General features: G+C 39.8%; 14 protein-coding genes. 4 read left to right on the top strand and 10 right to left on the bottom strand.

Features of this window, described 5'->3' with window-relative positions:
• Nucleotides 1-256 precede the first annotated feature (256 nt).
• From prmA to rsmD, 6 genes are all read right to left on the bottom strand, one after another.
• Nucleotides 257-1,138 (bottom strand): 50S ribosomal protein L11 methyltransferase, encoded by an 882-nt coding sequence (gene prmA / locus I6F48_RS14230; protein WP_024590609.1) that lies wholly within the window; start codon nucleotides 1,136-1,138, stop codon nucleotides 257-259.
• A 67-nt stretch (nucleotides 1,139-1,205) separates the two neighbouring features.
• The gene (gene rpoD, locus I6F48_RS14225) at nucleotides 1,206-3,053 is read right to left on the bottom strand and encodes an RNA polymerase sigma factor RpoD (protein ID WP_007586533.1); all 1,848 of its coding nucleotides are present in this window, start codon (nucleotides 3,051-3,053) and stop codon (nucleotides 1,206-1,208) included.
• 390 nt (nucleotides 3,054-3,443) lie between these two features.
• Nucleotides 3,444-5,195: a DNA primase gene (gene dnaG, locus I6F48_RS14220; protein WP_197119693.1), complete on the bottom strand. Its 1,752-nt coding sequence runs from the start codon at nucleotides 5,193-5,195 to the stop codon at nucleotides 3,444-3,446.
• 244 nt (nucleotides 5,196-5,439) lie between these two features.
• On the bottom strand, nucleotides 5,440-5,886 hold the full coding sequence (locus I6F48_RS14215; protein WP_024590610.1) for a GatB/YqeY domain-containing protein: 447 nt from the start codon (nucleotides 5,884-5,886) through the stop codon (nucleotides 5,440-5,442).
• A gap of 19 nt (nucleotides 5,887-5,905) precedes the next feature.
• Nucleotides 5,906-6,121 (bottom strand): 30S ribosomal protein S21, encoded by a 216-nt coding sequence (gene rpsU, locus I6F48_RS14210; protein ID WP_002957797.1) that lies wholly within the window; start codon nucleotides 6,119-6,121, stop codon nucleotides 5,906-5,908.
• Nucleotides 6,122-6,266: 145 nt separating this feature from the next.
• A complete protein-coding gene (gene rsmD / locus I6F48_RS14205) occupies nucleotides 6,267-6,872 on the bottom strand; it encodes a 16S rRNA (guanine(966)-N(2))-methyltransferase RsmD (RefSeq protein ID WP_166376409.1) in 606 nt (201 codons plus the stop codon).
• Between the two features lie 228 nt (nucleotides 6,873-7,100).
• Between rsmD and ftsY the strand changes: the two genes are divergently transcribed.
• From ftsY to rpoH, 4 genes are all read left to right on the top strand, one after another.
• On the top strand, nucleotides 7,101-9,257 hold the full coding sequence (ftsY, locus tag I6F48_RS14200) for a signal recognition particle-docking protein FtsY (protein WP_442960990.1): 2,157 nt from the start codon (nucleotides 7,101-7,103) through the stop codon (nucleotides 9,255-9,257).
• A gap of 87 nt (nucleotides 9,258-9,344) precedes the next feature.
• The gene (gene ftsE, locus I6F48_RS14195) at nucleotides 9,345-10,022 is read left to right on the top strand and encodes a cell division ATP-binding protein FtsE (protein WP_007582842.1); all 678 of its coding nucleotides are present in this window, start codon (nucleotides 9,345-9,347) and stop codon (nucleotides 10,020-10,022) included.
• Nucleotides 10,019-11,005, top strand: coding sequence for a permease-like cell division protein FtsX (ftsX, locus tag I6F48_RS14190; RefSeq protein ID WP_165727133.1), 987 nt, complete (start codon nucleotides 10,019-10,021; stop codon nucleotides 11,003-11,005). The genes ftsE and ftsX overlap by 4 nt, the downstream gene beginning before the upstream one ends.
• Before the next feature lie 314 nt (nucleotides 11,006-11,319).
• A complete protein-coding gene (gene rpoH / locus I6F48_RS14185) occupies nucleotides 11,320-12,183 on the top strand; it encodes an RNA polymerase sigma factor RpoH (protein ID WP_007582838.1) in 864 nt (287 codons plus the stop codon).
• Nucleotides 12,184-12,788: 605 nt separating this feature from the next.
• On the opposite strand, the gene I6F48_RS14180 is transcribed toward rpoH, so the two are convergent.
• The 4 genes from I6F48_RS14180 to gpmM are packed head-to-tail and all read right to left on the bottom strand — an operon-like array spanning nucleotide 12,789 to nucleotide 17,587.
• Complete coding sequence (locus I6F48_RS14180; protein ID WP_197119691.1) at nucleotides 12,789-13,550, bottom strand: divergent polysaccharide deacetylase family protein; 762 nt, start codon at nucleotides 13,548-13,550, stop codon at nucleotides 12,789-12,791.
• A gap of 49 nt (nucleotides 13,551-13,599) precedes the next feature.
• On the bottom strand, nucleotides 13,600-14,865 hold the full coding sequence (locus tag I6F48_RS14175; RefSeq protein WP_166376413.1) for a S41 family peptidase: 1,266 nt from the start codon (nucleotides 14,863-14,865) through the stop codon (nucleotides 13,600-13,602).
• Nucleotides 14,866-14,899: 34 nt separating this feature from the next.
• A complete protein-coding gene (locus I6F48_RS14170) occupies nucleotides 14,900-16,039 on the bottom strand; it encodes a murein hydrolase activator EnvC family protein (RefSeq protein WP_165727136.1) in 1,140 nt (379 codons plus the stop codon).
• Nucleotides 16,040-16,042: 3 nt separating this feature from the next.
• A complete protein-coding gene (gene gpmM, locus I6F48_RS14165; RefSeq protein WP_197119690.1) occupies nucleotides 16,043-17,587 on the bottom strand; it encodes a 2,3-bisphosphoglycerate-independent phosphoglycerate mutase in 1,545 nt (514 codons plus the stop codon).
• Nucleotides 17,588-17,720: the final 133 nt, after the last annotated feature.

The raw sequence follows: 17,720 nt of genomic DNA, 5'->3' as shown, positions 1-17,720 counted from the left end.
GGGCGCTAAGTTTACGGTTTTTTTCACAAAAATCAAAGGCTATAAATTGAACAAAAGTAACTTTTTTTTGCCCTTTTCGTATTGACATTTGATAACCACATGACAAGTAGGTTGATTTGTTTGAAATTTATACAAGTTTTATTTTTTACACAATAATCAGAAAACTTTTAATATGTAAAAAAATAGTAAAGCCTGTTAAATACAGGCTTTACATGCAGGTTTTGAGTTAATGCTCTAAATTCGGTTATGCAGTTTATTACGCTTTTTTAGTGCCACTTACTCGAGTCCAATCACCTTCAACGGCAATGTCATCTAGTTCAATAAACGGTGCATAAATATCAGCAACTGATTGTGCTTGTTCTTCTAAAATACCCGACATTGCAATCTTGCCACCAGGCTTTAATAAACCTAAAATTACACTGTGCAATTCGCGAAGTGGCTGGGCTAATATATTTGCCACTACTATGTCGGCGGTAAACTCAGGTTGGTTTTCTGGAAGGTATACTTCAAGTTTGTCTGCAACGCCATTACGGTTAGCATTATCTAAGCTTGCCTCAAGCGCTTGAGGATCAATATCAATCCCAATCATGCGCTCTGCGCCTAGTTTTATAGCTGCAATACCTAAAATGCCTGAGCCACAACCAAAATCAACAACCGTTTTACCTGTTAGATCTTGGCTTTCTAACCACTTAAGGCATAAGGCCGTTGTTGCATGTGTGCCCGTGCCAAAAGCAAGGCCAGGGTCAAGCAGTACATTTACTGCATCAGGATCTGGAATGTCGCGCCAGCTTGGACAAATCCATAGCCTTTCACCAAATTGAATAGGGTGGAAGTTATCCATCCATTCACGTTCCCAGTCTTTATCCTCAAGCTGCTCTATTTTGTATACTAAATTGTCTTTTAGTTCATCATGGCGTTTCAATAACGCAACGACTGCATTCATATCGTGATTAGCTTCAAACAAGCCAATTACTGTTGTATCAGCCCAAAATACAACGGTGCCAATTTTAGGTTCGTAAATAGGGGTGTCTTTTGCGTCAATAAAGGTTACTGAAGCACTACCCGCTTCCATTAATAGGTCACTTACTGCATCTGCTGTTGCAGCATTGGCGTTAATACGAATTTGGATCCAAGCCATGATTATTTCCTTCAAATAGAAAAAAGGCCGCTATAGCGGCCTTTTTAGTTTATATAGTAGCGCTAAATTATTTAGCGTCTAAAAAGCTTTTCAGTAAATCTGAGCGAGAAGGGTGGCGTAATTTACGCAGCGCTTTCGCTTCTATTTGACGAATACGTTCACGTGTTACGTCAAACTGTTTACCTACTTCTTCTAAGGTGTGGTCGGTATTCATATCAATACCAAAACGCATACGTAGTACTTTAGCTTCACGGGCTGTTAGGCCTGCAAGTACATCGTTAGTTGCGCCACGAAGAGACTCCATTGTTGCCGAATCGATTGGCGAATCAATAGTTGTATCTTCGATAAAGTCACCTAAGTGAGAATCTTCATCATCACCGATTGGTGTTTCCATTGAAATTGGCTCTTTAGCAATCTTAAGTACCTTACGGATTTTATCCTCAGGCATCATCATGCGTTCTGCTAATTCTTCTGGATTTGGCTCACGACCCATTTCTTGTAGCATTTGACGAGAAATACGGTTAAGTTTATTAATCGTTTCAATCATATGTACTGGAATACGGATTGTTCTTGCTTGGTCAGCAATAGAGCGAGTGATTGCTTGACGTATCCACCACGTAGCATAAGTAGAGAACTTATAACCACGGCGATATTCAAACTTATCAACTGCTTTCATCAGACCAATGTTACCTTCTTGAATTAAATCCAAGAATTGTAAGCCACGGTTTGTATATTTTTTAGCAATTGAGATTACAAGACGTAAGTTAGCTTCAACCATTTCTTTTTTCGCACGGCGTGCTTTCGCTTCACCAATGCTCATTCGACGGTTAATGTCTTTAATACGCTCAATGCTTAAACCTGTTGTTTGTTCAATAACAGATAATTTATTAATGCTACGAATGATTTCTGGCTTAACTTCTTCAAGTTTAGCTGAATACTTTTCGTTACCTGAAATTTCTAAATCTACCCATGAAGCGTCAGTTTCGTTATTAGCAAAATGCTTAACGAACGTTTTCTTCGGTAATTTAGCAATTTGTACAGCTTGTTTCATGATTAGACGTTCTTGAACGCGAACACGATCCATCATTTCACGCATGTTATTTACCATGCGGTCAAACTGTTTAGGTATTAATTTAAAGGTTCTGAAAAGCTCACCAATTTCAAAAATGGCTGCTTGTGATTCAGGATGCGAACGACCTTTAGCTTCAAACGTATCACGTGCTTTATTATATAAATCACGTAAATTTTCAAAATGAATGCGCGCTTCTTCAGGATCTGGCCCTGTGTCTACTTCTTCTTCATCTTCGTCATCGCTATCAGCATCATCTTTGTCATCTTTATCGTCATCAAGTTGCTTAGCACTTAATTCTGAACCGATATTAGTTGCTGAAATTGGCGCTGTATCTTCATTAGGATCGATAAATCCAACGATGATATCGCTTAAACGCATTTCTTCAGCTTCAAACTTATCCCACTGCTCTAGCAGGTAAGTGATTGCTTCAGGGTACTCTGCAACAGAAATCTGTACTTGGTTAATGCCTTCTTCGATACGTTTAGCGATTACAATTTCGCCTTCACGTGTAAGAAGTTCAACAGTACCCATTTCACGCATGTACATGCGAACCGGATCCGTTGTACGGCCGATTTCTTTTTCTACAGTCGCAAGGGCTGCAGCGGCAGCTTCAGCTGCGTCTTCGTCTGTCGTTGTTTCTTGCATCATTAATTCATCAGCATCAGGCGCGTTTTCGCTAACCTTGATACCCATATCATTAATCATGCTTATGATATCTTCTACTTGATCTGAGTCTATAATGTCTTGTGGAAGGTGATCATTTACTTCTGCAAAAGTTAAGTAGCCTTGCTCTTTACCTTTTTGAATCAGAAGTTTTAATTGTGACTGAGGAGTTGGATCCATAGAGATTGTTTCTTCCACTCTGATAAGTTGATACAACAGGCGCCATCATGTAGTTTGCATTAAAGCCAACTAGAATAATGTGACGCAGTGAATAGCACAGTATAACAGTTTAAATCAATTTTGACTAGGGTCTGTTGGCCTTTCAGGATTAAAGTTTGTTCTATCCAAGGGTGGTTTAATCGCGGCGCCAGGTTTGTAACCTAGTGGGCTAAGTCAAAACCGGGCAACAAAGAGTAAACCTCCCTTGGGACGAACCCAAAGGGCAGCGCGTGTTCGGCATTTATGCTGCGTTATCGCCTATTTATGTGGAATAACCACACTACATAGGCTCTGCCTTGTCTAAATACCAAACACACTGCTGTAAACTTAACCTCGAAAGATAAACAGACCCTAACTGTTAGTTGCTTTTAACGCTGTCATTAACAAATGACACTCAAGTCTTTCGTCGCTACTAAGGCCTTGAGTCTTGTCCTTTATTAATAGGGTCTCGAGTCGATAATTTAAACACTGATCTTCAATAAACTTGAAAGTATTTTTAAAAACCGTCTCTAAACGTTCTTCATTTATTTCGTGTTGCCACGTTGCAAGCTTTATTAATGGCTCATAATCTTCAGTTCCTCTGAAAAATTCAAGCAGTTGTGCTGTGGTAACACTTTCTTTTTCTAAAGCTTGCTCTTGTAAGCGTAATAATAGCCCTATACCAGCAATATTCATTTGTGCGAGTTCAGGTAAATATGGCACATTTTTAGCTAAGTTAGGATGTTGAATTAAAATACCAATCGCTTGACGCATTGGTGTTATTTTAAACTTACGTTCAATCGAATGCTGTTGCTTTGGGGTTTTTAAACGGTTATTTAATTGCTCACGTGTTCTTCCGATTAAACGCCCTAATTGTTCAAGAATGTTTTCTTGATAAAATTCACTTGGGATTTTTTCAATGAGTGGAAGTGCTGCACTGAGTAATTTAGCTTTTCCTGAGTCGAGTGTTAAATCAACTTCTTGGCTTAATTTATTAAACAATACTTTGGTAAAGTCATCTGCTTGGCTTAGGCGCAATTCGAATTGCTCCTTACCTTCTTTTTGTACAATAGAGTCAGGGTCTTCGCCATCGGGTAAAAAAGTAAATTGCAGTGCTTTACCGTCATTTAAATAAGGAAGTGCGTTTTCAAGCGCCCTCCAAGCTGCATCACGGCCAGCTCTGTCGCCATCGTAACAACAGATTACTTTATCTGTTGTTCTAAACAGCGTATGCATGTGCTCGCTTGTTGTTGCGGTACCTAGTGATGCAACGGCATATTCAATCCCTTGCTCGGCTAAGGCAACAACATCCATGTAACCTTCCACAACCATTACATGCTCAAGTTTTTTATGGGCTTGCTTTGCTTCATAAAGTCCGTAAAGCTCAAAGCCTTTATGAAAAATTCGGGTCTCTGGCGAGTTTAAATATTTTGGCCCTTGGTCGGCTTGCATTACACGCCCACCAAATGCAATAACGCGTCCGCGTTTATCGCGAATAGGGAACATTAATCGGTCGCGGAAAAAATCAAATTGTCTGCCTGGTGTTTTTTCTGAAGCTAGCTTTAATTCAACTAATTGCTCTTTTTGTTCTTTATTACGGCCAAGCTGAAGACATAATCCATCCCATTCGCTGGGAGCGTAGCCAATCATAAACTTTTTAACTGTTTCACCACTTAAACCACGGCCTTTTACATATTCAATAACGGCGGCAGAATTACTGTGGTGTTTTAATTGGTGCTGATAAAAGCGCGCAGTATGAAGCATTAAATCGTAATCAGAGCGCTTTTGCGCAGCAGTACGTTCTGGTGCTGAGTTTGTGCCTTGTTCTCGAGGTACTTCTAAGTTAAGCATGCTTGCTATTTCTTCAATAGCATCTACAAACTCAAGCTTTTCATACTCCATTACAAACGAAATAGCATTACCATTAGCGCCACAACCAAAGCAATGATAGAACTGTTTGTCTTGCGATACGGTAAATGAGGGCGATTTTTCGTTATGGAATGGGCAACAAGCTTGATAATCCTTACCTGCTTTTTTTAGACCTACTTTTGAGTCTATCAGGTCGACAATATCGGTTCTGGCAAGTAAATCGTCTATAAAGTTACGTGGGATCTTTCCAGCCATTAGTAAAATACAGTCCTGAAATAATAAGAAGAATAACGAATATGAAATTTACTTTTTTATACTAGCTTGATGCAACGTATAGCGTGCTTTAACTTACCAAAATGATAACAAAATAAATAGGGAAGCTATAAAAAATTTCATTTTAAAGTAACCTAGTAGGTGTACTTTTTATTAAAGTTAAAAACAAAGAAACCGAGCGCAAGGCTCGGTTCACTTCAATCATACTTTAATGTATGTGGGAGTATTAGGCAGTTAATCGTTGCTTAATTAAACCAGAGATTTTGCCCATATCGGCACGACCTTCGGCTTTGCTTTTGATTATACCCATTACTTTACCCATGTCTTGCATACCTGCTGCGTTAGTATCAGCAATAGCCGCATCAATGAGAGCAATGATTTCTTCTTCACTCAATTTTTGAGGTAAGAAAGTTTCAAGTGCTACTATTTCATTGGCTTCAATATCAGCTAAATCATCACGCCCAGCATCTTTGTACTGAGTGTAAGAGTCACGACGTTGTTTAACAAGCTTCACTATAACGGAGGTAATACCTGCGTCGTCTAGTTCTATACGCTCGTCAATTTCACGTTGCTTGATTGCAGCAAGTACCATACGAATAGGGTTAAGACGTAATTTGTCTTTAGCTCTCATCGCATCTTTTTGCGCATCTTTTAGCGTTATTAAAAGGCTCATTTATACAAGACCTAATATATTAGTATAATTTAACGCGACGTGCGTTATCACGAGAAAGTTTTTTCATGTGACGTTTTACTGCAGCAGCTTTTTTACGCTTACGCTCAGCTGTTGGTTTTTCATAGTGCTCGCGACGACGAACTTCTGAAAGGATTCCTGCTTTTTCACATGAACGCTTGAAGCGACGAAGTGCTACGTCAAACGGTTCGTTCTCTCTTACTTTAATTACTGGCATTAAAAATTCACCTACCTAAATTATGAGCGTTGCTCAAGTTGATCAAACATTGATCAAGTGGTTCAAAAATGGTGCGGTATTGTAATCCGAAGCAACACCACATGTAAAGGACAATATTAACAGAAACGCATCATGTAAAACAGTATTAATTTGATTGGCGCTGGTAGAGTTTGCAAAACACTTGGCCTGCCTTTTTTTCTTTAATTAACAACCAGTTGCTCGGGTTCTTGAAGGTGGTTAACTCTGTTTCTACTTCAACATAAATTAATGCATCATCGCTTAACCATTGGTTTTTTTCTAATAAATCGCAGGTTGTTTGCGCTAAATCTTTACGAAATGGTGGGTCAACAAATACAAGATTAAACGCTTCGTTTGTGTTTTTTTGCTCTAAAAAGGAGAGTGAATTAGTATGTTTAACGTATGCGTTGTCGAGCTTTAAAGTGCTAATGTTTTGTTCTAATTGCTTGGCAGCTGACGAGTCGAGCTCGATAAATGTGGCGTTTTTAGCAAATCGAGATAGCGCTTCAAATCCTAACCCACCAGAACCTGCAAAACAATCAAGTACATTTGTGTCACGCGTATCTTGCATTAGCCAATTAAATACAGTTTCTTTAATTCGATCGGTAGTAGGTCTTAAGCCTTCTACATTTTTAACAGGGAGTTTTCGGCCTCGAAATTGGCCACTAATCACTCTAATAAAGCCATCACTGGGCTTGTTAGTAGCTTTATTTTGCGTTGTTTTTTTTCTCATTTAGCTCACTAAAAAATGGTATATGGTATCTAGCTCAGATAATATTATGGGTGATTACGTGTAGCTTCATTTTTCAACCGTATTAAAAGTGTTACTATTGAACACTTACGTTTTGAATGGTTGTATTTATTAGCAACTATTGCTGGGCATTGCCAAGCTATTTCAAATTTTAGTTTATCAGATTTTTATAAGTGGTTATTAGCAAGTATGACAAAAAAAAGTAAATTCATGTCGTGGCTCGGTTTTGGCAAGTCAGATAAAAAAGAAGCAGAGCAAAAAGCAGCCGCTGATAAACAACAAGCATTAGCGCAAGAAGAAGCGCAGAAGCTAGAGCAAGAAAAGCTTGCGCAGCAGGCTGAAACTGAACGCTTACAAGCAGAAGCCGAAGCAGAGCGCTTAGAGCCGGAGCGTATTGCTGCTGAACAAATTGAAGCTAAACGTTTAGAGCAAGAAAAGCTAGCACAGGAGCAAGCTGAAGCTGAACGTTTAAAAGCAGAGGCCGAAACAGAGCGCTTAGAGCAGGAGCGTATTGCTGCTGAAAAAATTGAAGCTAAACGTTCAGAGCAAGAAAAGCTAGCACAGGAGCAAGCTGAAGCTGAACGTTTAAAAGCAGAAGCCGAAACAGAGCGCTTAGAGCTGGAGCGTATTGCTTCTGAACAAATTGAAGCAAAACGTTTAGAGCGAGAGCGTGCTGAAAACGCAGAAAAGATTGCCATTGAGCAGGCCAATGCTGAATTACTTGCAAAACAACAAGCTGATGCAGAAGCGCAAAGACAAGAACACGCACAACGTTTAGCCGATCAAGAAACGCAGATGCTGTTAGAGCAAGAGCGATTGGCTGCAGAAAAAATAGAGGCTGAGCGACTAGAGCAAATACGCCTTGAAAAAAAGGATGAAGCTGTAAAGGCTGAAAAGCTTGCAATAGAGCAAGCGAATGCTGAGTTATTAGCAAAAGAACAAGCAGATGCTGAAGCACAAAGACAAGATCAAGCAAAACGTTTAGCAGAACAAGAAGCGCAAATGCGTTTAGAGCAAGAACGCATTGCTGCTGATAAAGCAGAAAGCGAGCGCTTAGAACAAGAACGTATTACTGCTGAGAAAGCTCAGAACGAGCGTTTAGAACAAGAACGCATTACTGCTGAAAAAGTAGAAAATGAGCGTTTAGAGCAAGAACGTATTGCTGCTGAAAAAGCTCAGAACGAGCGCTTAGAGCAAGAACGCATTGCAGCTGAAAAAGTAGAAAATGAACGTTTAGAGCAAGAGCGCATTGCGGCTGAAAAAGTAGAAAACGAACGTTTAGAGCAAGAGCGCATTGCAGCGGAAAAAGCAGAAAACGAGCGTTTAGAGCAAGAGCGCATTACTGCTGAAAAAGTAGAAAATGAGCGTTTAGAGCAAGAACGCATTGCAGAAGAACTTGCAATAGAAGAAGCTAAAAAAGCAGAAAAGCCGAAAAAAGAAGGGTTTTTCTCTCGTCTTAAAAAGGGCTTGTTAAAAACTCGCGTTAATATAGGTTCTGGTTTTGCATCTATTTTTAGTGGTAAAAAAATAGATGACGAATTATTTGAAGATCTTGAAACACAGCTGCTCACCGCCGATTTAGGCGTTGATACCACCATGAAGTTGATTGATAGCTTAACTGATGCTGCAAACCGTAAGCAGTTAAAAGATGGTGATGCGCTTTATGAGTTAATGAAACAAGAAATGGCGGCGATGCTAAAAACGGCTGAACAGCCTTTAGTAATTACCAAAGATAAAAAGCCATTTGTTATTTTAATGGTGGGCGTAAATGGCGTTGGTAAAACAACGACTATTGGTAAGATGGCTAAGCAATTTCAAAGCGAAGGTAAGTCGGTTATGCTGGCTGCTGGCGATACGTTTAGAGCGGCTGCTGTTGAGCAACTTCAGGTTTGGGGTGAACGTAACAGCATTCCTGTTATTGCACAGCATACGGGTGCAGATAGTGCATCGGTTGTTTTTGATGCATTCCAAGCTGCAAAAGCACGTAATATAGATGTGTTAATTGCAGATACAGCGGGTCGCTTGCAAAATAAAGATAACTTAATGCAGGAGCTTGAAAAAATAGCTCGTGTTATGAAAAAAATTGATCCTGATGCGCCGCACGAAGTGATGCTAACCATTGATGCTGGCACAGGTCAAAATGCAATTAGCCAAGTGAACTTATTTAATCAATGCGTTGGCTTAACTGGTATTACGCTTTCAAAACTTGATGGAACTGCAAAGGGTGGTGTTATTTTTGCGGTTGCAGATAAGTTTAATATTCCAATTCGTTACATTGGTGTTGGTGAAGGTATTGATGATTTACGCGCTTTTAAAAGCGATGACTTTATTGATGCGTTATTTAGCCAAGATGAGGACGACGTTTAATTTACCAAAAGAGGGAGCTTGCTCCCTTTTTAATTGCGAGGAATACCAATTTTATTAGTAAACTAATTGAATTGGCATAATAAAAAAATGATAAATTTTCAGCAAGTAAGTAAGACTTATCCTGGAGGGCACCGCGCCCTCGAAAAAGTTAATTTTCATGTTAAACCGGGTGAACTTGCCTTTTTAACCGGCCACAGTGGTGCGGGTAAAAGTACGTTGCTTAAGTTAATTAGCTTAATGGAACGTCCATCGGCAGGCAGTGTATTTATCAACGGTGTTGATTTAAATAAAGTAAACTCGCGTCAAATTCCTTATGCTCGCCGTGATATAGGTATTATTTTTCAAAACCACCGTTTACTAGAGCGCTATACTATTTTTGATAACGTGGCACTGCCTCTTATTATTGAGGGTACTCACCATAAGCAAATAGCTAAACGTGTTCATGGTGCGCTTGATAAAGTAGGCCTGATAGACAAAATAAAATGTCATCCGTCTATGCTCTCTGGAGGCGAGCAGCAACGTGTTGGTATTGCCAGAGCAATCGTAAATTCCCCGCCAATTCTGTTAGCCGATGAGCCTACAGGTAACCTAGACCCTGAGCTTTCAATGGAAATCCTAAAGCTGTTTGAGGACTTTAATAAACACGGCACCACTGTTCTTATAGCGACGCATGACTTAGGTTTGGTTGCACGTATGAAGTACCGCAGTCTAACCTTAAAAGATGGCCGCATGCTTCAAGATCCGCTCGCTGAGGGAGCACTATGAGTTTACTTTTTAAAAGTCGTCAAAATAGTAACGACAAGCAAAAAAAATCAGTATTAGCTGGCAGCTATTTTTTCATTATTAATATTTTTCGCCAAGGTGTTCATAGCTTAGGTGAAATGTGGCGTACGCCGCTTGCATCTATGATGACTATTGCTGTACTTGGTTTGAGCCTAACGTTACCTGCAACACTTTATCTCGTTGTTAAAAACGTACAGCAAGTAAGTAGTGGTTTTGAAGAAGCGAGTGAAATATCGTTGTTTGTAAAAGAAAGTATGAACGAGCAAGAAACGCAAACATTAGTAAAGCGTTTAGCACTTTATCCAGAAGTGGAAAGCGTTGAATTTATATCAAAGCAAAAAGCACTAACAGAATTTAAAGACGTATCTGGCTTTGGGCAAGCTTTAGAGTACTTAGATAAAAACCCATTACCTGATGTGGTACTTGTTACTCCTACAAAACGTCACAGACACCCAAATGCCGCTAAAGTACTGCTAACTAAATTAGAAAGTGAACGTGAAGTTGATTTTGGTAAGCTCGATATAGCGTGGCTAGAGCGTTTAAATGCATTACTAGATTTACTGAAAGAAAGTGTAATAACCATCGCATTATTACTGCTTACCTCAGTGACGCTTATTATTGGTAATACCATCCGTTTGTCGATCATGGATAAAAAAGAAGAAATACAAGTAATGAAGCTAGTCGGCGCAACTAACACCTTTATACATGCCCCATTTTTGTGGACCGGTATTTGGTATGGTGTAATAGGTGGTTTATTCGCCTTTATATGCGTAGGATTAATGATGTGGTGGCTTTCAAGCGCTGTGAGTAGTGTAGCGGGGGTGTATCAAACAAGCTTCTCGTTAATTGGATTATCGCTTAATGAGCTCGGCTTTTTAGTGTTACTAGCAACAAGCTTAGGATTTGTAGGCTCGTACCTTTCTGTAAATCGATATATTAAAGAAATAGAACCCGATAAAGTATAAACAATCCTGCAAACTATAAGTGAACCAACCCAGCTTGATATGCGTATCGTACCGAACTGGGTTGTACCTCCTGTTATTAAAACTGTCATATTTATGTACTATCCTCCCATGAAGTAATGAGTTGTAAATAAGGTGATGCAGCGAGGTTAACCTGCTGCAGCCCCTCAATTCATCACTTATTCAGTCGCTTGTAGTAGGCTAAACACATACTAAAAACTGCTTGATTTATACTTTAAAAAAGTTTTAAATTGGGGTTAGCACTCTTAAAGAAAGAGTGCTAAGATAGTTTCAAATGTTTATCACCGAGGTGAAAAATGAGTAAAGATTTATACGCAATGGCACTTACAGTCGGACAACAAAGCGCAAGCATGGACGGTTACCTTCAAGCGGTAAGCACTATTCCTATGCTTAAAGTTGAACAAGAGCAAGAACTTGCTAAAAAGCTTCAGGAAGAAGGTGATCTTAGTGCTGCCAAGCAACTCATTATGTCGCATTTACGCTTTGTAGCACATATTGCTAAAGGCTACTCGGGATACGGCTTACCACAAGCTGACCTTATTCAAGAAGGTAATATAGGCCTGATGAAAGCGGTTAAACGTTTTGACCCTACAGTGGGTGTACGTTTAGTATCGTTTGCAGTGCATTGGATTAAAGCCGAAATTCACGAGTTTGTGCTTAAAAATTGGCGCATAGTTAAAGTTGCAACCACTAAAGCGCAACGTAAATTGTTTTTTAATCTTCGTAAAAACAAAAAGCGTTTAGGTTGGTTTAATCAAGCTGAGGTTAGTACCGTTGCTAGCGAGCTAGGTGTGAGTGAAAAAGAAGTACGTGAAATGGAATCGCGCATGAGCGGCCAAGACATGGGCTTTGACCTAACGGGCGACGATAACGACGACGCACCAACAAGCACGTACTCTCCAGTACAATATTTAACAGATGGCGCAGCTGATTTAGCTGACGACGTTGAACAAGAACAGTGGAAAGAGCAAGCGCATACTCGTTTATTTAGCGCACTTAAAACACTAGACGAACGTTCACAAGATATTGTTAGCGCACGTTGGTTGTCGGATGATAAAGCGACTCTTCAAGAGCTTGCACAAAAGTACAGTGTATCTGCTGAACGTGTTCGCCAGCTTGAAAAAACAGCGATGAAAAAGTTACAAAGCGCTATGAGCTAATATTGCTCAAGCAGCAAATTTAAAAGCCCTGCATGAAAATGCGGGGCTTTTTGCTTTCGCGTAGATTGGTTTGAGAGAAGCGAAACCCAACGATAAAATATCTAATTAAGTAGTACCAATCCGCAATAATACTTAATCATTTTGCGGGGCTAAACGTGTCGCTACCTGCGTTAAAAAATTCTCAATTAGAACAAAATAGCGATTTTTTTGCCTGGCTATCAACTCGTTTTTCCGCCCTCAAAATAGATCACTTAATTAAGCGAATTGGTATAATACTAGGGCGTGTTGATCTTTGCGGATTGAAATTTGTTCAATCTAGGGGCGATTAAATCGCGGCGCGAGGTTTGTAACCTAGTGGGCTAAGTAAAAACCGAGTAACAAAGAGTTTATCGTCCCTAGGCTGAACCCGAAGGGCAGCGCATGTTTGGCATTTATGCTGCGTTATCGCCTATTTATGGGGAATAACCACACTTCATAGGCTCTGCCTTGCCTAAAAACCAAACATACTGCTGCAAATTCAACCATCAAAGATCAACACGCCCTAATACTCTGCATTATCGAATGGTTAGTTTATCATTTGGATATAGCTTTATTTAAAGCTTATATCACCGAGCACTAATCTCTTTTCCCTCAGCTTGCGCTAACTGAATGTATTTACGCTCAAACAGCTGCGAAACCGGCACGAGCTCAAAACCTTGCTTAGTTAGCTCGGGTAAGGCATGACGTAAAAATTCGATTGTTTCTGGATAGGGATGAGCAATTGCAATAGCGGAATTATGAGTGATGGCTAGTTGTTTTAATTCTTCAAGCCTTAGCTGCAGTTGTTCTGGTGTAGTTATATTGTCTAAGAACACTTGGCGACTAATATTGGCAACACCTAAAAAGTTAGCAGCATTTTGTGCTTGGCTTAAATCGGTTGTGCGGCTATCTAAAAAATATAAATGGCGCTTTTTAAGCACTTCCATTGTCCACTTCATAGCTTGGCTTTGCTGCGTAAGCGCTGAGCCCATGTGGTTATTAACGCCTTTAACTTGCGGTAAACTAGCGAGAGCGGTTCCTAGAGTTTGCTGAAGCTGCTCTTTATTCATATTTAAAGTAAGCGCGCCAGGTCCGAGTTCTTTACCGTTAAGTGCCTGCATAGGTACATGAAGTAATAACTCTTTATTTGATTGACTAGCAAGCGTTGCAAAAATTTGCGAATAAGGAGTATGGGGCAAAATTGAATACGACAATTGCCCTGGTAAGGAAAGGAACTCTAAGTCCCGTTGATGATAGCCTATATCGTCTATCACTATTGCTATTTGTTTAGCGCTAATTGTTGCTGAGCTAAAACAAATAGCTAATATTAGCCATTTTGTTATTTTCACGTTTATAGTTTTTATTATCTTTTTAGCTTTGTTTAACAGCTTATACAAGCTACTGCATGCTGAGTAATTGTTTGGCTTTAACTAATTGTAAATCTGCTAAGTTACCAGTAAGTAATTGCGCGTTACTGTTAGTATGTTCATTTTTTATTATAACGGCTTTATTACTTTGTGAAAGGTTTGTTTGATTAACCGCCACATCTGGGGTTATTCCTATACCATCAATCGATTTACCTAACGGTGTGAAGTATTTCGCTGTGGTGAGCTTTAATGCGGTATTGCCATCACCTAGCGGAATGAGCGATTGTACAGAACCCTTCCCAAAAGATTGACTGCCAACAACGGTTGCTCGTTTATTATCTTTTAGCGCTGCTGCAAGTATTTCGGCTGCAGAGGCTGAGTTTTCATTTATAAGTACAACAATGGGGGCATTTTTTAGAATGTCTCCACGCTTTGCATAAAATGCTTGGTTGGCATCGTAAAAACGTCCTTTAGTAGTCACTATAGTGCCACTTTGTAAAAATAGGTCTGATACCGCTACTGCGCTTTGTAATGTACCCCCTGGGTTATCACGTAAATCAATTACTAAGCCTTTAAGTGGGTAACCAAAGTGGCTTTGCAGGGCAGCAACTTGCAGAGCAACCTCATGTAATGTGTGGTTAGAGAAGTTATTGATAGCTATATAACCAGTACCAAAATCTAGAAGTTCGCTTGTTACGCTTTCGAGGTTTATTTGGCGGCGTGCTACATGAAACGTGAGTGGGTTTTTATTGTTATCACGACTTATAATTAGGTCTATATTTGAAAATTTACTGTCTCTTATTAGTGTTGCTACTTCATCGATTGTAAGGTTTTGGGCTGCTTGGTTGTTTACACTTACAATAATATCGCCTGGCAAAATACCCGCTGCTTTTGCGGGGGAGTTATTAACCACATTAACAATAGTCATATTCTCGTCGATATTTTTAACCTCAATACCGATACCGGTGTAACGTCCATTTGTGTTATCAAATAATGAGGTTAGTTCGTGCTCATTTAAGTACTTAGAGTAAGAGTCGAGCTTTGAATATAAACGCTCAAACTGTTGGCTATTATATTTAATGTGGTGGCTATTTTGTAAGGTGAGATCTTCAACATAGTAGGCATGAATGTTAAAGAGTATTTCGTCTATTTGTTGTCTTTTAAGATCTTTAATCGAGCTTGCTAGTGCGTTACTAGAAAAAGCGATTAAGGTTAGTAATACAAGCAAATACAGACTTATATAAAAGCCTGTATTTTTTTGATCAATGGTAGTTACTACAGTTTTTTTAGTTGTCATCAGCTGCTCCAGAGCGGTGCAGCGATTTATTTAATTAAATGCGTTTGCACCATTTTACAGGATTTACTGCGCGTCCTTTGTGGCGTATTTCAAAGTATAGACCAGAACTAGCTTGTCCGCCGCTTTGGCCAACTAAAGCAAGGGTTTCGCCTTCGCGTACCATGTCGCCTACATCTCTTAGCAGTGTTTGGGCATGACCATATAGGCTCATAAAACCTTCACCATGGTCTACAACAATTACCCAACCATAGCCCTTTAGCCAATCGGCAAATACAACTTGGCCGTTATGTACGCTATTAATATTAGTGCCTTCTTTTGCACCAATTAATACGCCTTTCCAATCAATACCACCATGTTTACGTTGGCCGAATGTGTGCTCTAACTTGCCTTTGCTGGGCCAGTCTAATTTGCCTTTGTTTTTATTTAGGCCCAGTAATTCAATTTTCTGTGTTTTTTCTTTTTCGAGTTCTTCAATTGTTGCTACTAAAGTTTGTTGGTTTTCTTTTAAATAGTTTATTGAACTTTTGGTGCTGTTGAGCTGAGCTTGTAAATTTTTAAGATTAGCTTGGCGTTCACTTTGTGCATTAAGCAATGCAGTTTGACGTCTTTTTTGCTCATCAAATAAAAGCGCTAGTTTTTCTTGTGTTTTAACAAGCTCTTCTTGGTTTTGTGCTATTTGTTGTTGAAGGTTTTTTAGATCTTCAATTTGTTCAATACGGGCTTTATTTAAGTAGTTGTAATAACTTAGTGTGCGCTCAAATTTTGCGGTGTCTTCTTGGTTTAACAGCATTTTAGAATAGTCGTCGCCACCCGCCATGTAGGCACTTTTGAGCTGCGCGGCTAAGACTTTTTGAAACTGAGTATGCTTTTTATCGAGCTCATCGGCTTTATTTTGTAGCTCTTTTTGCTGTGTTTTAGTTTCTTTTACTGATTGTTCTGCCATGTTAAGTGCTTTAGCATTTTTAGCTATATCGAGTTCATGGCTTTTGAGGTTTTTTTGTAGTGACGCTATTTTTTTTCTTTGGGCGTTATACTCAGCTTGGCTTTGCTCAAGTGCATTTTGAACTTCTGATAAGTCTTTTTTAGTACGATCTTCATTAGCAACTGCAGATGCAGTCACTAATGAAGTGAGTATTAAACCGCACTTAATTAACCGGTTAATACGTCTATTCATGCGTTATTTCAACATCATGATAGGCGTACCAGTCATTTCGTTTGGCTGCTCCATGCCCATTAAGTGAAGCATGGTAGGGGCTACATCGCTTAATGCTTTACCTTGCATAGGCTCTGCATCGCGACCCACATAAATAAAATGTACCGGTTCGCTAGTGTGAGCTGTATGGGCTTGGCCTGTTTTAAGGTCTGCCATTTGCTCTGCATTACCATGATCAGCTGTTATTAGTGCTTCACCACCAAACTCTTCAAGTGCATCAACAACACGTCCAATACAGCTATCTACCGCTTCACAGGCCTTAACTGCAGCGTCAAACACGCCAGAGTGACCTACCATGTCGCCATTAGGATAGTTACAAATAATAGCATCGTATTTTCCACTTTTAATTGCTGCTACTAACTTGTCGGTTAACATTTCTGAGTTCATTTCAGGTTGTAAGTCGTAAGTTGCTACTTGCGGCGAAGGAATTAGTTCGCGTGTTTCGCCTTCAAATTCGCTTTCGCGCCCGCCACTAAAGAAAAATGTAACGTGTGCGTACTTTTCGGTTTCTGAAATACGAAGCTGTGTTTTGTTATTTTTTTCAAACCACTCACCAAGTACGTTTACTAACGGTGTTGAACCAAAGGCAATAGGTGCATCTATATCGGCTGCATACTCTGTCATCATTACAAATGCACTAAGCGCTGGCGTTCTTTTTCTTGCGAATCCATCAAAATCAGGCTCAACAAAAGCGCGAGTAATTTCGCGGGCTCTATCTGCTCTAAAGTTGGCAAAAATTAGAGTGTCGCCATCGTTTATTGAAGCAGGAGCGGCGCCTGTTGGTGTAATGGTTGTAGCGGCCACAAATTCGTCGTTTTCGTCGCGCTCGTACGCTGCATTAAGTGCCTCTACGCCGTTATCAAAATTAAAGTCACCTTCAGCTAATGCAATTACGTTGTACGCTTTTTCTACGCGGTTCCAACGGTTGTCTCTGTCCATTGCGTAGTAGCGGCCAATAAGTGACGCCAAACGACCGCATTTAAGTTCGCTAAATAACGCTTCAATACGTTCGATTGACGCTTTAGCACTACGTGGAGGTGTATCGCGGCCATCTAAAAAGCCATGAAAGTAAACTTCTTTAGCACCACGTTTTGCAGCAAGTTTTATGCTAGCAACAATGTGATCTTCGTGACTATGTACGCCACCTGGGCTTAAAAGACCCATTATGTGAACTGCTTTTCCTGCACTTACCGCTTTATCTATGTTTTCAACTAAGGCTGGGGTTGAATCAAATTCGCCATCGTTAATTGCTTTAGTGATACGGGTAAAATCTTGATAAACAATGCGACCAGCACCTAAGTTCACATGGCCAACTTCTGAGTTACCCATTTGACCATCAGGAAGACCAACATCTAAACCCGAAGCTGATATTAATGTGTGTGGCCGTGTGGCCCATAAATTGTCTAATACCGGTGTGTTAGCTGCAAGAATAGCATTACTTTGCGTATCTTCGCGGTATCCCCAACCGTCTAAAATCATTAATACCAGTGGTTTTTTATGCTCTGTCATAATAGCTCCTGAAAATTAGTATCTGTTGATGGATACTGTGCACCTAAAAGGTTTATTAGCGTGGTTTTAGCATACCGTGTTTTTAAGCTAGGATCAGCATTGAAAACAAGATATTAAATTTTTTCACTTATAC

Origin of the sequence: Pseudoalteromonas sp. SWYJ118, assembly GCF_015864505.1 — a bacterium.
Lineage (GTDB): Bacteria > Pseudomonadota > Gammaproteobacteria > Enterobacterales > Alteromonadaceae > Pseudoalteromonas > Pseudoalteromonas arctica.
Note: the sequence above shows the minus strand (reverse complement) of the source record. Positions and strands in the feature narration are given on the sequence as shown.